Source organism: Streptomyces sp. NPDC085866 (assembly GCF_044541035.1).
Taxonomy (GTDB): Bacteria; Actinomycetota; Actinomycetes; order Streptomycetales; family Streptomycetaceae; genus Streptomyces.
On the sequence record NZ_JBITSQ010000003.1, the window covers coordinates 226757 to 242776 of the forward strand.

The 16020-nt window shown below is 72.1% G+C and carries 10 protein-coding genes and 2 pseudogenes; 1 reads left to right on the plus strand and 11 read right to left on the minus strand.

Annotation, left to right across the window (positions count from 1 at the left end; genetic code table 11):
- Positions 1-96: 96 nt before the first annotated feature.
- From ACIF83_RS07810 to ACIF83_RS07860, 11 genes and pseudogenes are all read right to left on the minus strand, one after another.
- Positions 97-847: pseudogene (locus ACIF83_RS07810) on the minus strand (nitroreductase); the annotation flags it as partial.
- A 183-nt stretch (positions 848-1030) separates the two neighbouring features.
- Entirely contained in the window at positions 1031-3664 is a 2634-nt protein-coding gene (gene ppdK / locus ACIF83_RS07815) for a pyruvate, phosphate dikinase (RefSeq protein WP_399725190.1), read from the minus strand.
- Between the two features lie 66 nt (positions 3665-3730).
- Entirely contained in the window at positions 3731-4633 is a 903-nt protein-coding gene (locus ACIF83_RS07820; RefSeq protein ID WP_393470778.1) for a universal stress protein, read from the minus strand.
- Between the two features lie 137 nt (positions 4634-4770).
- Positions 4771-5268, minus strand: a complete 498-nt coding sequence (locus ACIF83_RS07825; protein ID WP_399724416.1) for a flavodoxin domain-containing protein — start codon at positions 5266-5268, stop codon at positions 4771-4773.
- A 16-nt stretch (positions 5269-5284) separates the two neighbouring features.
- Complete coding sequence (locus ACIF83_RS07830) at positions 5285-6016, minus strand: CBS domain-containing protein (RefSeq protein ID WP_393470773.1); 732 nt, start codon at positions 6014-6016, stop codon at positions 5285-5287.
- Positions 6017-6030: 14 nt separating this feature from the next.
- Entirely contained in the window at positions 6031-8724 is a 2694-nt protein-coding gene (locus tag ACIF83_RS07835; RefSeq protein ID WP_399724419.1) for a GNAT family N-acetyltransferase, read from the minus strand.
- 220 nt (positions 8725-8944) lie between these two features.
- Positions 8945-9958: a type I glyceraldehyde-3-phosphate dehydrogenase gene (gap, locus tag ACIF83_RS07840; protein ID WP_399724422.1), complete on the minus strand. Its 1014-nt coding sequence runs from the start codon at positions 9956-9958 to the stop codon at positions 8945-8947.
- A 267-nt stretch (positions 9959-10225) separates the two neighbouring features.
- On the minus strand, positions 10226-11149 hold the full coding sequence (locus ACIF83_RS07845; protein WP_399724425.1) for a carbamate kinase: 924 nt from the start codon (positions 11147-11149) through the stop codon (positions 10226-10228).
- 4 nt (positions 11150-11153) lie between these two features.
- A complete protein-coding gene (gene argF, locus ACIF83_RS07850) occupies positions 11154-12155 on the minus strand; it encodes an ornithine carbamoyltransferase (RefSeq protein WP_393470762.1) in 1002 nt (333 codons plus the stop codon).
- A 19-nt stretch (positions 12156-12174) separates the two neighbouring features.
- Positions 12175-13389 (minus strand): arginine deiminase, encoded by a 1215-nt coding sequence (locus tag ACIF83_RS07855; protein WP_399724428.1) that lies wholly within the window; start codon positions 13387-13389, stop codon positions 12175-12177.
- 45 nt (positions 13390-13434) lie between these two features.
- Positions 13435-14850 (minus strand): APC family permease, encoded by a 1416-nt coding sequence (locus ACIF83_RS07860; RefSeq protein ID WP_398137999.1) that lies wholly within the window; start codon positions 14848-14850, stop codon positions 13435-13437.
- 764 nt (positions 14851-15614) lie between these two features.
- Between ACIF83_RS07860 and ACIF83_RS07865 the strand changes: the two are divergent.
- Positions 15615-15985: pseudogene (locus ACIF83_RS07865) on the plus strand (CBS domain-containing protein); the annotation flags it as partial.
- Between the last annotated feature and the right edge of the window lie 35 nt (positions 15986-16020).

A 16020-nucleotide genomic window follows, 5' to 3' on the forward strand; every position in this document is an offset into this window, starting at 1 on the left:
GGGCGCCGACGGGCCCTTCGGCGAGCCGCCCTCGGCGAGGAGGTTCTCCCCCGTGCCGGTGTTCCCCCGTCCGGACGATGTCGAGGACGACGCGGCGGGACGGCCTGGCGTGGCGGGCCCCTGGGGCCTGTAGCCCAGCCCTGGAACCATCTGGACGTGGCCTCGGCCTGTCATGGGGTCGCGGGCCGGCAGGCGCAGATCCCGGCTCTCCAGGGCGTGGTAGGTCAGGGACGTGGCGAGCGCCGTCGGGGTCGCCTCCAGCAGCACCCGCTCAGCGCCTGGCCGGCCCGCAGCCGGTCGGCGGGGGCATCGCCCGGTGTGCTCGGCAGCGCAGGTGTCGGTTCTTCTCGAAGGAGGTCGTGCCCCGGTCGGGCGCTGGGCGGCGGCCGGCGAAGCTGCGCCCGCTCCCGGTCCGCCGCCGCGCGCAACGCGGCCTGTGTGTCCTTCGGGACTCCTCGAACGGGTACCGGCTGGTGTGCCGCCGACGACCGGCTGGGTGCAGACGTGCCAGGTCGCCCTCGGCCGGGGCGGCGGGGTCTGCTTCGTCCAGCCGGACGGCTGCGAGCCGCAGGGGTTCGGCAGCGTCCGGCAGCAGGTGGACCGTGGGGGTGAGACCGGCGTGCGCGGCGGCGACGCGCAGGCTGAACAGCGCCGCACCGCAGCCGATGTGCGGGGCACGGTCGCCGGGGTCGGAGCGGGGCATGGCGCGGTCGGGATCGGCGAACATCAGCAGGGTCCGCTCGGCCGCCAGGAGGCGGAAGCACCAGGGCTGTGCGTGGCGCACGGAGGGAGCGGCCTCGGCGACCAGGTCGGCGACCGTCTTCGCGCCCGGCTGCACTGCGTGCATCGCCCTCCTTCCCACTCCGGTTCCCCCCTCACCCGGTTGTGGCGGCTGGGCCGCGCACGCGCAGGTCCTGGGCCGCGGTGCCGTGGGGCCGACTGTCCGGGGCCCGACCAGCACGTGGTCACCGGTACGGCTCGGCGTGCGCGGAGGCCGGCGCCGGTACGGAGACCGCCCGGGCCCCGCCCTTCACCTGCTGTCGCTGCTCTCGGTGCCGGCGAGAGCAGCGCGTCCGGCCTCCAGACGAGCGGCCGGGATGCGGAAGGGCGAGCAGGAGACGTAGTCGAGACCGGCGCGGTGGAAGAAGTGGATGGACTCCGGGTCTCCCCCGTGCTCGCCGCACACCCCGGTCTGCAGCGCCGGCTTGACGGCGCGGCCCGCCGCGACGGCCAGTTCCACGAGCCTGCCCACGCCCTCCTGGTCGATCGTCTCGAAAGGCGAGACGCTGAAGATCCCCTTCTCCAGGTAGAGCGGGAAGAAGGAGGCTTCGGCGTCGTCGCGGGACAGACCCCAGGTGGTCTGGGTCAGGTCGTTGGTGCCGAAGGAGAAGAAGTCGGCGACCTCGGCGATGCGTCCGGCGGTGAGCGCCGCACGGGGCAGTTCGATCATCGTGCCGATGGGAAGGTCCAGGCACCGACCGGTCCGGGCGCTGACCTCAGCGAGCACGCGTTCCGCCTCGGCCCTGGCCTGCCGCAGTTCCTCGACCGTTCCGACGAGCGGGATCATGATCTCGGCGTGCGGGCGGCCACCCGCGTCCAGGCGGTGGGCGACGGCCTCGGCAACAGCCCTGACCTGCATGGCCATGAGACCGGGGACCGTGAGGCCGAGCCGGACGCCGCGCAGGCCCAGCATCGGGTTCTGTTCGTGCAAGCGCTCGACGGCGTCCAGCAGCTCGCGATCACGGACGTCCGGGTGGGTGGTGCCCGCGAGCCGTACGGCCAGTTCCACGCGGTCGGGCAGAAACTCGTGCAGCGGCGGGTCGATGAGCCGGATGGTCACCGGCAGCCCGTCCATCGCCTCGAGGATGCCGGTGAAGTCGGCCCTCTGCAGCGGCAGCAGTGCCGCCAGGGCCTGCTTCCGGGCGGTGTCGTCGCGGGCCAGGATCATCGCCTCGACCAGTGTCCTGCGGTCGCCGAGGAACATGTGCTCGGTGCGGCACAGGCCGATGCCCCGGGCGCCGAGCGCGCGGGCGCGTGCGGCGTCTTCGGGGGTGTCGGCGTTGGCCCGCACCTCGAGGCGGCGTACGGAGTCCGCGTGGGCGAGCGTGGCGAGGACGGCCTCGGTCAGTGGGCCGGTGCTCTTGCCGGCGCCCAGCGCGCGGCCCACGTCGGACGCAGTGAGCGGCAGGGCGCCGAGGTGCACGGTGCCCGCGGTCCCGTCGACGGAGACGGTGTCCCCCTCGCGTACGACGACGCCCTCGTCCGTGGTGAACCGGCGGGCGACCGGGTCGACGGTGAGGGACTCGGCTCCGCACACGCACACCTTGCCCATGCCGCGTGCCACGACGGCGGCGTGGCTGGTCTTGCCGCCCCGGCTCGTGAGCACGGCCTCAGCGGCGATCATCCCGGGAAGGTCGTCGGGGGACGTTTCCCGGCGGACCAGGATCGTGTGCTGCCCGGCGGCGGCCCGGCGGCGCGCCTCGGCGGAGTCGAAGACGGCCACGCCGACCGCCGCGCCGGGCGAGGCGGGCACGCCGTGGGCCAGGGGCACGTCGGCGGGGGTGGTGTCGAAGCGGGGGAACATCAGCCGGGTCAGCTCGGCGCCGGACACGCGGGTCAGTGCCTCGTCGGGCGTGATCGTCTCTTCCTCGCGCAGATCGTGGGCGATGCGGAAGGCGGCCTCGGCGGTGCGCTTGCCGATCCGGGTCTGCAGAATCCACAGCCGGCCGCGCTCGACGGTGAACTCGACGTCGCACAGGTCCCGATAGTGGCTCTCCAGGGTGCGCAGGTGCTCGCCGAGTTCGACGTACGCACGCGGGTCCAGGATCTTCAGTTCGTCCAGGGGTACGGCGTCGCGGACCCCGGAGACGACGTCCTCGCCCTGGGCGTCGGGCAAGTAGTCGCCGTACACGCCGCGGGCGCCGGTGGCCGGGTCGCGGGTGAAGGCGACGCCGGTGCCGGAATCGGGGCCGAGGTTGCCGAAGACCATCGCCTGCACGTTGACGGCGGTGCCGAGGTCGTCGCGGATGTGCTCGCGGCGGCGGTAGACGCGGGCGCGTTCACCGTTCCAGGAGTCGAATACCGCGAGGACGGAACGGCGCAGCTGCTCAGCGGGGTCCTGGGGGAAGTCCTCGCCCGTCACCCGGCGGATGATCACCTTGAACTCGTCGGTGAGGAGGGCGAGTTCGCCGGCGTCGAGGTCGTGGTCGTCGTGTGTCCCACGCTGTGCCTTGTGCGCGGCGATGGCCTGTTCGAACAGGGCGCCGTCCACGCCCATCACGGTGCGACCGAACATCTGCACGAGCCGCCGGTAGGAGTCCCACGCGAACCGCTGCTGGCCGGACGCCTTGGCGAGACCGGTGACCGACCTGTCGTTGAGGCCGATGTCGAGGATGGTCTCCATCATTCCCGGCATCGAGTACCGGGCGCCCGACCGCACGGACACCAGCAGCGGGTCGTCGGGAGCGCCGAGTGTGCGGCCTGTGGCCTGCTCCAGGGCGGTCAGTGCGCGAGCCTCCTCGGCACCGAGTCCGGGTGGTTCGTGTCCTGCGGTCAGGTAGGTGGTGCAGGCCTCGGTCGTGACGGTGAAGCCCGGTGGCACGGGCAGCCCGAGCCGCGTCATCTCGGCCAGCCCGGCTCCCTTGCCGCCGAGCAGGTCGGCCATCTCCCGGCCGCCCTCGGCGAACGCGTACACGTACTTGGTCGGCGTGCTCACAGGTGCCCACTCCTCTCAGCGGTGGGGAACGACGGCCACGGGGCAGTCGACGTGATGGATCACGGCGTGGGTGACGGGGCCGGTGCGCGCGAGCGACGGCCTGTCGGTGCGGTGGCGGCCCACGACGAGCAGGCCGGCGCCGGAGGCGGCCCGCACCAGCGCGGTCGTGGCCTTCTCCCGTACGACCGTCTCCAGGACCTCGACGGCCGGGTACTTGTCCCGCCAGACCTGGAGCACGGCGGACACGAAGCCCTGCCACTCGTCCGCCCGGTAGGGGTCGTCCACCAGGGCGATGTCACCGGGGCCCAGGCCGAGGGCGGACGGCGGCTGCCAGGCGTGCACCACGTGCAGCCGGGCCCGCCGCAGCACGGCCGCCTCGAAGGCGAACTCGATCACCTCGTCGCACGGGTCCTTGACGTCGAGACCGAGCACCACGTCCCGGTAGCCGGTACCCGCGCAAGCACTGCCGTCGTCGGCCGGGAGGTGCTCGTCCTCGGCCTGTTCCTCCGCCCTGACCAGGACAACGGGGCCGAGGGCCTGTGCGACCACGCCCAGGGCGACGGAGCCCACCAGGAACCCGGCGAGCCCGGTCAGGCCGCGCGAGCCCAGGACCAGCAGGTCCGCCTGTTCAGCGGCCTTCAGCAAAGCGGCGGTCGCCGGGCCCTCGACCTGCTCGTCGGCGAGGCGCACGCCGGGGACCGCGCCGCGGATCCGGTCCTCTGCCTGGCGCAGGGCCCGCATCGCGAGGTACCGCTGAGCGGCGTTCGCAGGCTCGCCGTCGTGCGGGCGCGGATGCCAGGCCCACGCGTGGATCAGGCGCAGTGGCAGGTTGCGGCGCGCGGCCTCCCGGGCCGCCCATTCCGCGGCGGCGAGGCTTTCGGGTGATCCGTCGACTCCGGCGATGACGAGTGCCGACATGGTGCCCACCTCCTGTGTGGGGTCTGCTCGTTGGTGCCAATGTCGTGCGGTCGCAGCCCTGGCGGCAGGGCCCGTAGGGTCTCCTCCTGGCCCGTTGGGCCCTTTGTGCCGAGGCAGGTGCGCACGGTGCCGGCCGCTCAGCCGGGAGGCAGTCCGGCAGCGATCTGCGCCGCCCATTTCTCGATCGCGGGGACGTCGCGGAAGTCACCGCCCTTGCCGCCGCGCAGGAGCATGCGGGCGATCGGTCCCTTGGCGCCCGCCTCCAAGCAGCCGCCGAAGGTGACGTGTTCCGTGACCGTCAGACGGTCCATGGCGTGCCGGACGTCCGGCACGGGCGGGATGTCCCGCTCCGAGGCCGAGGCGTCGAGCGGGCCGCTGCTGAAGAGCCACAGCGGACGTTCGGCCAGCTCCCGGTGGTGACGGAGCAGGAAGCGGCGCGCGTCTCGGTGCCAGCGCCCGGCGTACAGGGCACCGCCCACGATCACCGCGTCGTACGGGCCGACACTCGTCACGGACCGGGCGGGCCGCGCCTGCGCCGTCATCCCTTCCTCGACCAGAACCCCGGCCACGGTTTCGGCGATCTGCGCGGTCGAGCCGTTCGTCGTCCCGTAGGCGACGAGCACCCTGGTGGGCATCGCCGTCCACCTCCTTTCACAGGCTGCGCAGCCAGTCCTCGGTGACGCCGTGCGGCCCTTGTCGCGCAGGCTGCTGACGGGAGTCGTCCAGCCGGTAGGTGAGCTGGTCGACGACGGCCACCACGCCGTCGATCTGTCGGGTCGTCGAGACGGCGATCTCCGTGTCGCTCTTGCGCTCCAACCGGCCGGCGAGCGTCACGACGCCCTCCACCACGGAGACGTCGACGCTCCGGGACGTCAGCCACAGCGTGCGCTCCAGCACTTCCTCGAGCACCTCGTCGCGGATCTCCGGGTCGGGCCGCAGGAAGACCTGGAGCAGGTCGCGGCGGGTGACGATGCCGACGAGCCGGTCCTCCTCGTCCACGACGGGCAGCCGTTCCACACCCTGCTCGGTCATGGTCCGGGCGGCCTCGGCAACGGTGTCCTCGGCACGCACGGTGACGGGCGGCTCGGTCATGAGCTGGCCGGCGGTACGGGCTCGGGCCTTCGCGGCGCGGCGCCGGGCGGACTTCGTCAGCGCCACACCGGGAAGACGGCGCCGCTTCCAATAGGGATCCGGGGGCTGAACTTGACGGAACATCAGATCGGTCTCGGACAGGACGCCGATGACCTTGTCGTCCTCGTCGACGACCGGCAGACCGCTGATCCGGTGTTCGGCGAGCAGCCGTGCCACTTCCTTGAACGGGGTGCCGTATTCGGCCCGGACGACCTCCGTGGTCATCACGGAGCCGACCTTGTCGTGCCTCATGGTGGTTCCCTCCCTCAGCGCAGCCGGCGCAGATACGGGTCCTGGGGCCTGCGGGGCAGCAGGCGCACGCGCGAGTCGAGCACGGTGATGCCGCCCGGCGCCGCCAGGACGGGGTTGAAGTCGACCTCGGCGAGCTGGGGCAGGTCGCTCGCCATGCGGGACAGCCGCAGCAGCAGCTGTTCGAGATCGGCGAGGTCGACCGGCCCGGCGCCGTCGGCGCCGAACAGCAACGGCGCGCAGCGTGGGGCCGTGATCAGGTCGTGGACGTCGTGATCGCTGAGCGGGGCCAACCTCGCGGCGTGGTCGGCGAGCACTTCGGTCGCGGTCCCGCCGAGCCCGAAAAGCACCAGAGGGCCGAAGACCTCGTCCTGGACGACCCCGGCGAACAGTTCGGTGCCGCGCGCCGCGAGCGGCTGGATCACCACGCCGGTCAGCAGCCCGGCGAACCGGGTCCCGAAGTCCCGGAAGGCCGCCCGCACTTGGGCATCGCCCTCGAGGTCGAGGTGAACGGCATGCTGTTGGCTCTTGTGCAGCAGTCCGGGCCAGTGGGCCTTCATCACCACCCGGCCGTCCGGGCCGCGCAGCCGCCGGGCGGCGATGACGGCGTCGTCCTCGGTCTCCGCCCACTCCCAGGGCAGTTGCGGGATGCCGTAGCAGGCCAGCAGGTCGGCGCAGGTGCGCGGATCGAGCCAGCCGCCGTCCTCATGCGCGGCCAGGAAGGTCTCGGTGAGTTCCCGGGCGCGGGTCGTGTCGATGCCGTCGAGGTCCGGGACCATGCCCGCGGGCCGGGCGAGCCATGCCGCTCGGCGAGCGGCATGGGCCAGTGCCCGTGCCGCGGCCTGGGCTTCGGCGTAGGACGGGATCGTGCCGCCCTCGGCGGCGGGCAGCAGTTTGACCGGCAGGTCCTGTTCGAGCCGTACGACGGCGACGGGCTTTCCCCGGCGTGCGGGGACCCGGGTCACCGCCCGGACGAGGTCGTCGCCGGTCGCGGCGGCGACCGCGGTGGGGACGAGGGCCACCAGGACCGCATCGACGCCGGTGTGGCCGACCAGGCGGTCCACGGCATCCGCGAGCTGGGCCTCGGTGACGGCGGCGGTGGCGTCGACGGGGTTGCCGACCGCGGCGCCTTCGGGCAGCACGGCGAGCAGGTCGTCGATCACCTCCGGGGTGAGCGGCGGCAGGGCGAGTCCCGCCTCCGTGCAGGCGTCGGCCGTCAGGACCCCGGCACCGCCCGCGTTGGTGACGATTGCGACGCGGCCTCCGGCCGGGAGCGGCTGGGCATGCATCAGGGCGGCGGTTTCGAGGAGTTCGCCGATCGAGCGGGTGGCCGTGATCCCTGCCTGTGTGAAGAGCGCCTGCCGTGTCATGGTGCGGGTGGCGGCGGCCGCGGTGTGGGAGGCGGCGGCGCGCCGGCCCGCGTCGGTGCGGCCCGCGTCGACGGTGAGGATCGGCATCCGTCGGGTGACGCGGCGGGCCGTGCGGGAGAACGCGCGCGGACTGCCGAAGGACTCCAGGTGCAGCAGGGCGAGGTCGGTACGGCCGTCGCTCTCCCACCACTGGAGCATGTCGTTGCCGCTGACGTCGTACTTGTCGCCGAGGGACGCGAAGGACGAGACACCGATCCCCAACCGGGACAGTCCGTCGAGCAGGGCGATCCCCACTCCCCCGGACTGCGCGGCGACACCCGCGGTACCGGGTTTCGGGTGGTCGGCGGCGAATGTGGCGTCCAGGCGCACGCCGGGTTCGGTGTTGGAGATGCCAAGACAGTTGGGTCCGACCAGGCGCATGCCGTAACTGCGGCACAGTGCGGGCAGCGCGTGCGCCTGGTCGACGTCGAGCCCCGCGGTGACGACGAGCAGCGCCCGGACTCCCGCTTTGCCGCACTCCTCCGCGGTGCCGGGGACTGCCGAGGCGGGGACGGCCACAACCACCAGGTCGGGCGTCTTGGGCAGGGCGCCGACGTTCGGGTAGGAGGGTACGCCGAGGATGTGGTCGGCGCCCGGGTTCACGGCGAAGAGGCGGTGGGTGTAGCCGCCCGTCTTGAGGTGGTGCAGTATCGCCCGGCCCACGGAACCGGGCTTGCGTCCGGCGCCGACGACGGCGACGGTGTGCGGACGGAGCAGCGGCTCCAGGCTGGCCACGTCGGCGGCCCGCCCGCGCGCTTCCACTGCCGACAGGTAGGTGTCGTCCTCGTCCAGCCGAATCGTGCACCGCACCTCCGGGCCCTCGAATCGGCGGGCGATACCCAGGCCGAGGTCGGCGAAGAGCCGGAGAACCTCGTGGTTCTCGCCGAGCGCGTCGGCGGTGAAGGCGGCAATACCCTCGATGCGGGCCGCGGAGATCAGGTGCTCGACGAGCAGGGTGCCGCCCCCGCGGTGGTGCAGGCCGTCGCAGACGGCAAGGGACATCTCGGCCTCGTCGCCGGTTCCTCCGGTGTCGTATTCGGCGAGACCGATCACCTGCCCGTGACGCTCCGCCAGCAAGGCCCGGTAACCCCGGTGCGCCGGAGCAGAAGCCCGATCGGCGGCCCGTGCGGCGGACAACGGGCTCGGCGAGAAGAAACGGAGACGCAGGTTCTCCGGGGACATCTCCTCGTAGAATTCCCTCAACTGCTCGTGATCGTGCGGTTCCACGGCGCGGATGCACACGGTGGTGCCATCCGCGAGCAACGCGTGAGCGGGCCGGTGGCTGAGCGTCTCGTCCACCATGGTTGGTCCTCCTTCAAGGCTCTCGGCACTTCGAGCATCAGGCGGATCACGAGGGGATCCCATGGGCTGTCCGGAGGTCTCGTGGGGGCCGGTCGGCCCTGATTCCCCGGGACGCGACAAGTCCGGGCACTGCGGGGCCACTACACGACACGGCACCGTAGAACCGCGCTGATTGCGCTGGGGCGATCTGTCTCGCCCCTGGACCTGCCGCCCCTTGCCGTCAGTCGTCGGAGACCAGCTCCGTCAGATCCAGCAGCCGGTTGGTGTAGCCCCACTCGTTGTCGTACCAACCGAAGACCTTGGCCAAGGTGCCGTTGGTCTGGGTCAGGGCGGCGTCGAAGACGCAGGACGCGGGGTCCCCGATGACGTCACGGGACACGATGGGCGCCGTCGAGACGCGCAGGATGCCGTTCAGCGGACCGTCGGCGGCTTCGGCGAAAGCCGCGTTGATCTCGTCGGCGGTGGCCTCACGGTTCAGGATCACCGTCAGATCGGTGAGCGAGCCGTCCTCCACGGGGACCCGGACGGCGATACCGTCGATGGCGCCGGCCAGTTCGGGCACCACCAGACCCACGGCCCGGGCCGCTCCGGTGCTGGTCGGGATGATGCTCAGGGCCGCCGAGCGGGCGCGCCGCAGGTCCTTGTGCGGGCCGTCGAGGAGCGACTGGTCGTTGGTGTACCCGTGGACCGTGGTCAGCAGTCCGCGGTCGACACCGAAGGCGTCGTCGAGCACCTTGACCATCGGTGCGAGGCAGTTGGTGGTGCAGGAGGCCGCCGAGATGATGCGGTCGCGGTGCCGGTCGTAGGTGTCGTCGTTGACACCCATCACGACAGTGGCGTCGACGCCCTTGCCCGGTGCCGACAGCAGCACGGTGTGCGCGCCTGTCTTCAGGTGCAGCGCGGCGGACTCGCGGTCGCGGAAACGGCCGGTGGACTCGATGACGACATCGGCTCCGTGGTCGGACCAGCGCAGGGCCGCCGGATCGCGTTCGGCGGTGACGGCGATGCGTCGGCCGTCCACGATGAGCGAGCTGTCGTCGTACGTGACCTCGCGTGCGATGTGCCCGAACGTCGAGTCGTACTCCAGGAGATGGGCGAGAGTGGCGGGCTGCGCGATGTCGTTGATCGCCACGACGTGGACGTCCTGGGTGCCCGCCTCCGCGCGGTCGAGGGCCGCACGGAGATAGGTGCGGCCGATGCGGCCGAAGCCGTTGATGCCGACACGTACGGTCATGGTGGTGAACTCCTTCTCACTGAGGCGTTTCGGCGGTGGGGCGTGTGCGCGACCCGGCGGAGCTGGAGGCCGAAGCGGTCCCCGCGGCGCTGGACGCCGACGACCAGCAGGTCACGTTCAGGTCGTCGTTTCTCCGACGCCTCTCAATCTCGCGGCGTGCGCCCCGCGGCACCGGGTGCCGAAGGGCTCCGGCGGTGGGGCCCAACGTCCCTGCTCTCCGGGACGGGCCATCAGTGGCCTGGGCGCAGGAGGCCGGGACGCTGCCGTTCAGCCGACCGCGAGATCCGGGCGGATCAGGGTGCCGGAACGGCCGTGGAGGATCTCGTACGCGGCGTCCAGGGCGCCGATCGCGGCCAGCCCTCCGGTGCGTTCCACGAATCGGGCGGCGGCCTCGGCCTTGGGCCCCATGGAGCCGTCCGGGAAGCCGCCGTGGCGGAGGTCGGCGGGTGTGGCGTCGGGGACGGGCCGCTGGTCGGGGGTGCCGTAACCCTCGTACACGCACGGCACGTCGGTGAGGATGAGCAGGAAGTCGGCCTTCAGGTCCTCGGCGAGCAGGGCGGCGGTGAGGTCCTTGTCGATGACGGCCTCGACGCCGGTGAGGGCACCGGAGTCGCGGTCGGCGGTGACGGGGACGCCTCCCCCGCCGGCGCAGATCACCAGGGCGCCGAGGGCGAGCAGGTCGTGGACGGTGTCGGTCTCCAGGATCCGTTCGGGCGACGGCGAGGGTACGACGCGGCGCCAGCCGGTGGTGTCGCGCGCGATGTGCCAGCCGCGTTCGCGCGCCAGCTTCTCGGCCGTGGCGCGGGAGTAGACCTGGCCGACGAACTTCGTGGGTCGGGCGAACGCGGGATCGTCGGCCCGCACGAGAGTGTGCGTGACGAGTGCGGCGATCCGGTGCCCGGGCAGGGTGTCGTGCAGGGTGCGGGCCAGCAGGGAACCGATCATGCCCTGGGTCTGCGCCCCGAGCAGGTCGAGCGGGTACGGGGCACTGAGCGCGGGGTCGGCCTCGCTCTCCATGGCGAGCAGCCCGATCTGCGGCCCGTTGCCGTGCGTGATGACCAACTCGTGCTCCTGGGCGAGGGCGGCCAGGGCGGTGGCGACGTGGTCGATGTTGGACTGCTGGACGGACGCGTCGGGGCGTTCGCCGCGGTGCAGCAGGGCGTTGCCGCCCAGGGCGACGACGATGCGCATGACTTCAGTCCTCCAGGGTGGCGACGAGGACGGCCTTGATGGTGTGCAGCCGGTTCTCGGCCTGGTCGAAGACGAGGGAGGCGGGCGAGGAGAAGACCTCGTCGGTGACTTCGAGTCCGCTCAGGCCGTAGGTGGCGAGCAGTTCCCGGCCGAGCCGGGTGCCCTCGTCGTGCAGGGACGGCAGGCAGTGCATGAACTTGACGTCGGGGTTCTCGGTGGCCGCGAGTGTCTTGCCGTTGACCTGGTACGGCAGGAGCAGGTCGATCCGCTCCCGCCAGGTGTCGGCGGGCTCCCCCATGGAGACCCAGACGTCGGTGTGCAGGAAGTCGGCGCCGTGCACGGCGGTCTCGACGTCCTCGGTCAGGGTGACGCGGGCTCCGGTCCGCGTGGCCAGCACCCGGCAGGTGGCGACCAGCCCGCTGTCCGGCCACAGCGCGCGAGGGGCGGCGATGCGCACGTCCATGCCGAGCAGGGCGCCCATGGAGAGGAGGGAGTTGCCCATGTTGTTGCGGGCGTCACCGAGGTAGCAGTAGCTGATGTCAGTGAGCGGCTTGGTGCTGTGCTCGCGCATGGTGAGCATGTCGCACAGGCTCTGGGTGGGATGGGCGGTGTCGGTCAGTCCGTTGTAGACGGGGACGCCGGAGCGGGCCGCGAGTTCGGTGACGATCGACTGGGCGGAGCCCCGGTACTCGATGGCGTCGAACATGCGGCCGAGGACGCGGGCGGTGTCGGCGACGGACTCCTTGTGGCCGACATGGGTGTCGCCCGGGCCGAGGTAGGTGGTGGTTGCTCCCTGGTCGGCAGCGGCCACCTCGAAGGCGCAGCGGGTGCGGGTGGAGGTCTTCTCGAAGAGCAGGGCTATGTTCCTGCCGGTGAGCCGGGGTTGTTCGATGCCGGCGCGGCGGGCCGTCTTGAGGTCGGCGGCGAGGTCGAGGAGGTGGTGGATCTCCTCGGCGGTGAAATCGAGTTCGCTCAGGTAGGAGCGGCCTCGCAGGTCGACAGCCATGGTGGGGTCCTTCCGAGGATCAGGCGGCGGAGTCGCGTTCGATGGGGCAGCTCATGCAGCGGGGGCCGCCGCGGCCGCGGCCGAGTTCGGCGCCGGCGATGGTGACGACCTCAATGCCCTGCTTGCGCAGGTAGGTGTTGGTGGTGACGTTGCGCTCGTAGCCGACTACGACGCCGGGGGCGACGGCGAGGAAGTTGCTGCCGTCGTCCCACTGTTCGCGCTCGGCGCCCCGGATGTCCTGCGGCGCGGAGAGCATGCGGACCTTGTCCAGGTCCAAAGCCTTGGCGAGCGCGGTGGCCAGGTCGGAGTTCGGGGACACGTCGAAGCCGGACTCGCGGGTGTCGCTGGGGGTGAGGGTCCAGGAGCGCAGGGAGTCGGCCAGGCCCGGGTAGATGGCGAAGGCGTCGCGGTCGAGCATGGTGAGCACCGTGTCGAGGTGCATGTAGGCACGGGTCGCGGGCAGTTGGACCGCGATCAGCCGGCTCGCCGTGCCGCTCGCGAACAGCCGGGCGGCCAGGTTCTCCACGGCCTGGGCCGTGGTGCGCTCGCCCATGCCGACCATGACGGCTTCGTTGCCGAGGACGTGTACGTCGCCTCCCTCGAGGGTGCCCACGGCACCGTCGAGCAGCGGCTCCGGCGCAATGCCCGCGAACATCGGGTGGAAGCGGTAGACCGCCTCCGCGTGGAGGCTCTCGCGGTGCCGGGCAGGCTTGGCCATCGGGTTGACGGAGAGCTGGTCGTACATCCAGCACGAGTTGTCGCGCGGGAAGAGGTGGTTGGGCAGCGGGGTGAGTGCGAAGTCGTCGGCGTCGAGCGCGCTCCACACCAGGCTGTGCGGGTCGGTCAGCGGCAGGTCGCTCTTGAGCAGCCCGCCGATGAGGTGGCCGGCGAGGGTGTCGCCGTCCAGCTCGGCGCACAGGGCGCGTACCGGGTCGATGAGGGCAGGGCCGACGACGGCCGGGGTGACGACCCGGTCGAGGAGCCAGTCACGGGCCTCGGGGACGTCGAGGGTCCGGGCGAGCAGGTCGGCGAAGTAGTGCACGCGGATGCCGCGGTCGCGCAGCACCTGGGCGAAGGCGTCGTGCTCCTCACGGGCACGCTTGGCCCACAGGATGTCGTCGAAGAGCAGGGCGTCGACGTTGCGGGGGGTGAGGCGGGAGAGTTCGAGGCCGGGGCGGTGCAGGATCACCTGGCGGAGGCGGCCGACTTCGGAGTCGACGTGGAAGGTGTTCATCGCGGGATTTCCTTCGAGCGTGGGGATGGTCGAGCGTGGGGATGGTCAGTCGTGGTGGTGGAGGCCGTTCCGCCTGCGGAGTCCGCCGATGCGGTCGGTGCGCAGGCCCCGGGAGAGCCGCCGGGTCGGCGCGAGCGTCTCGGGCACCCGCTCCTGCTGGGCCGGGATCCCCGATGCCCGGGCATCGACCGCCCGGGTGTCGGCGGCCTGTCCCCGCTTCAGCCAGACGTACACCGGCACTCCGAGAAGCAGGACGAACAGGCCGTAGTAGACGGTCTGGTAGCCACTCCCCTGGATCGACCAGTACGAGAAGGCGAGGGCGAGCACGGCGACCGTGACGTCACGGGCGAATCGCCGGGGGTTCGGCTTCTCCCCGCCGCGTGCGAGCAGCCAGTACAGCTGAGCGGCGGCGGAGAACAGGTAGGGGATCACCGCAGTCAGCACGCTCAGCAGGACGATCTTGGTGAAGACGTCGTCGAAGCGCGTGTAGCTGAACACGGTGATCAGCGAGGCCAGCACCGTGGAGGCGACGATGCCGAAGGCCGGCACGTCGCTCTCGCCGCGCAGCCGGGCGAAGGCGTGGGGGAAGAGGCCGTCTCGGGCGGCGGCGTACGGCATCTCGGCGCACAGCATGGTCCAGCCGTTGAGGGCGCCGATCCCCGAGACGATCGCGGCGCCGGCGACGACGTCACCGGCCCAGGTGCCGCCGAAGATGTTGTTCGCGGCGTCCGTGAAGGGCGCGTTCGTGCCGCCGAGTTTGCCGTGGGCGACCGTACCGAAGACGGCGAGCGTGCTCAGGATGTAGATCACCGCGCAGACGAGGGTGCCGTAGACCGTGGCACGCGGCACGTTGCGTCCCGGCTCCCGGACCCGCCCGGCGACGACCGAGGCGGCCTCCAGACCGAGGTAGCTGAACAGGGCGATGGCGCCCGCGGCAGAGATCGCGCCCAGCGCCGACTGTCCGCTGGCGTTGAAAGGGCCGAAATTGCGGGAGTCGATGAAGACCAGCCCGACGGTGGCCATGAAGACGAGCGGGACGAACTTCAGCACGGTCGTGAGGACCTGGAAGGCGCCCATGTTGCGGACACCGGTGAGGTTGATCGCGGCGGGGATCCAGAGTCCGACCAGCGCGAGGAGCACGGAAATCCACTTGTCGTGACCGGTGTTGACGAACACCTCGACGTAGCCGACCCAGGCGACGACGATGGCGGCGTTGCCGGCCCAGGCGGTGATCCAGTACGACCATGCGTTGAGGAATCCGGCGAACTCGCCGAACGCCTCGCGGGCGTAGACGTACGGTCCGCCGCTGGCCGGCACCCGCTCGGACAGCGCGCCGAGGGTCAGCGCCAATGCGAGCGCGCCGAGGGTGACGACGACGAACGCGACGAGGGAGATCGGTCCGTAGGGGGCGAGAGCGGAGGGCAGAGCGAAGACTCCGGTCCCGATGATGCTGCCGATCACGAGGGCGGAGGCGGCGGGAAGGCCGAGCGCCGCCGTCGGCGCCGTCCCCTTTCCGCCTCGTCTGGATCCGGGCATGGCGTACTCCTTGCGCAGTTCGTCAGGGTGAGTCGATCTGCGGACGATCTTTCTGCGCCCCGCCGCACAAGGTCAGTGACCGCAAGGCCCGCGCTCCCGGCCCGATGGTCCCGACCCCGGGGCCCGCCCAGCCCAGCGGACCGCAGCGACGGCGGGCAGGCGGGAGCCGGATCCTTCGGCCGACGCCACCGGGTCTGCCGGCCGCTTCGGAGCACAGGGCCGCCCGGGGCAGGAGCACGGCGCATGCCGGCCACGCCGCGCGCGGGTGCCCGCCCGTACTCTGCGCCGCGGCTCGGGGCGGGTGGCCGGCGTCCCGGGGGTCCGAGGGCCCTCGTCCGGTCCCGCCGGGAACGCGCATCGTCAACGCGGGCGCCTGAGCGGGCCGGTGCTGGATCGGTCGCGCGGCTGCGTCGAGCTCGACGCCCATGTGCGGGCCGGTGCGGCGCCGTCGTCGAGATCCTCGTGGGCGGATTCGCGGACCGTCCTCGCTTTGCCGCGCCCTTGATGTGGCATGCGGGCGCCACGGCCGCAATACCGGTGCGAGCCGACGAGTTCGACGCCGCTGCCGTCCGCTGCCTGTGCGACGACCACCCGACGCTCGGTCAGGCCGTCACCCGGTGGGCCGGCGAGGTGCTCGCCCACCGACCGCGGTCCACCGGGACCCCGATGCTCGGCCTCTGTACTCCGTACTGCGCCGACAGCGCCGTCCGACGACGTCGGAACATCGCAGGAGTCACGATGGACGGCACCCCTCACATCGTCAGCGACGTCATGTCCCCCACGGTCGCCTCCGCGGCCGGCGCGCCACCCAGCTGCGTCGTCCCGGCGATCCGGCGAAGGCGGGCGGACTCACCGCGCAGGACCTGCTGACCTCCCCGGCCGTGACCGTCCGGGCGGACGCAACGCTCACGCCGCCCACGTCATGGCGCACGCCGAAGTCGAGCGGCTTGCCGTCGTCGACGAGGTGGGCATGCCGGAGGGCATCGTCAGCCGCGGGGACCTGCTGAAAGTGTTCCTGCGCGAGGACGAGCAGATCGCCGAGGCGGTCGGCCACGAGGTGCGGGTGGACCGACGGCGCGCGCGAGGGTGCCGGGC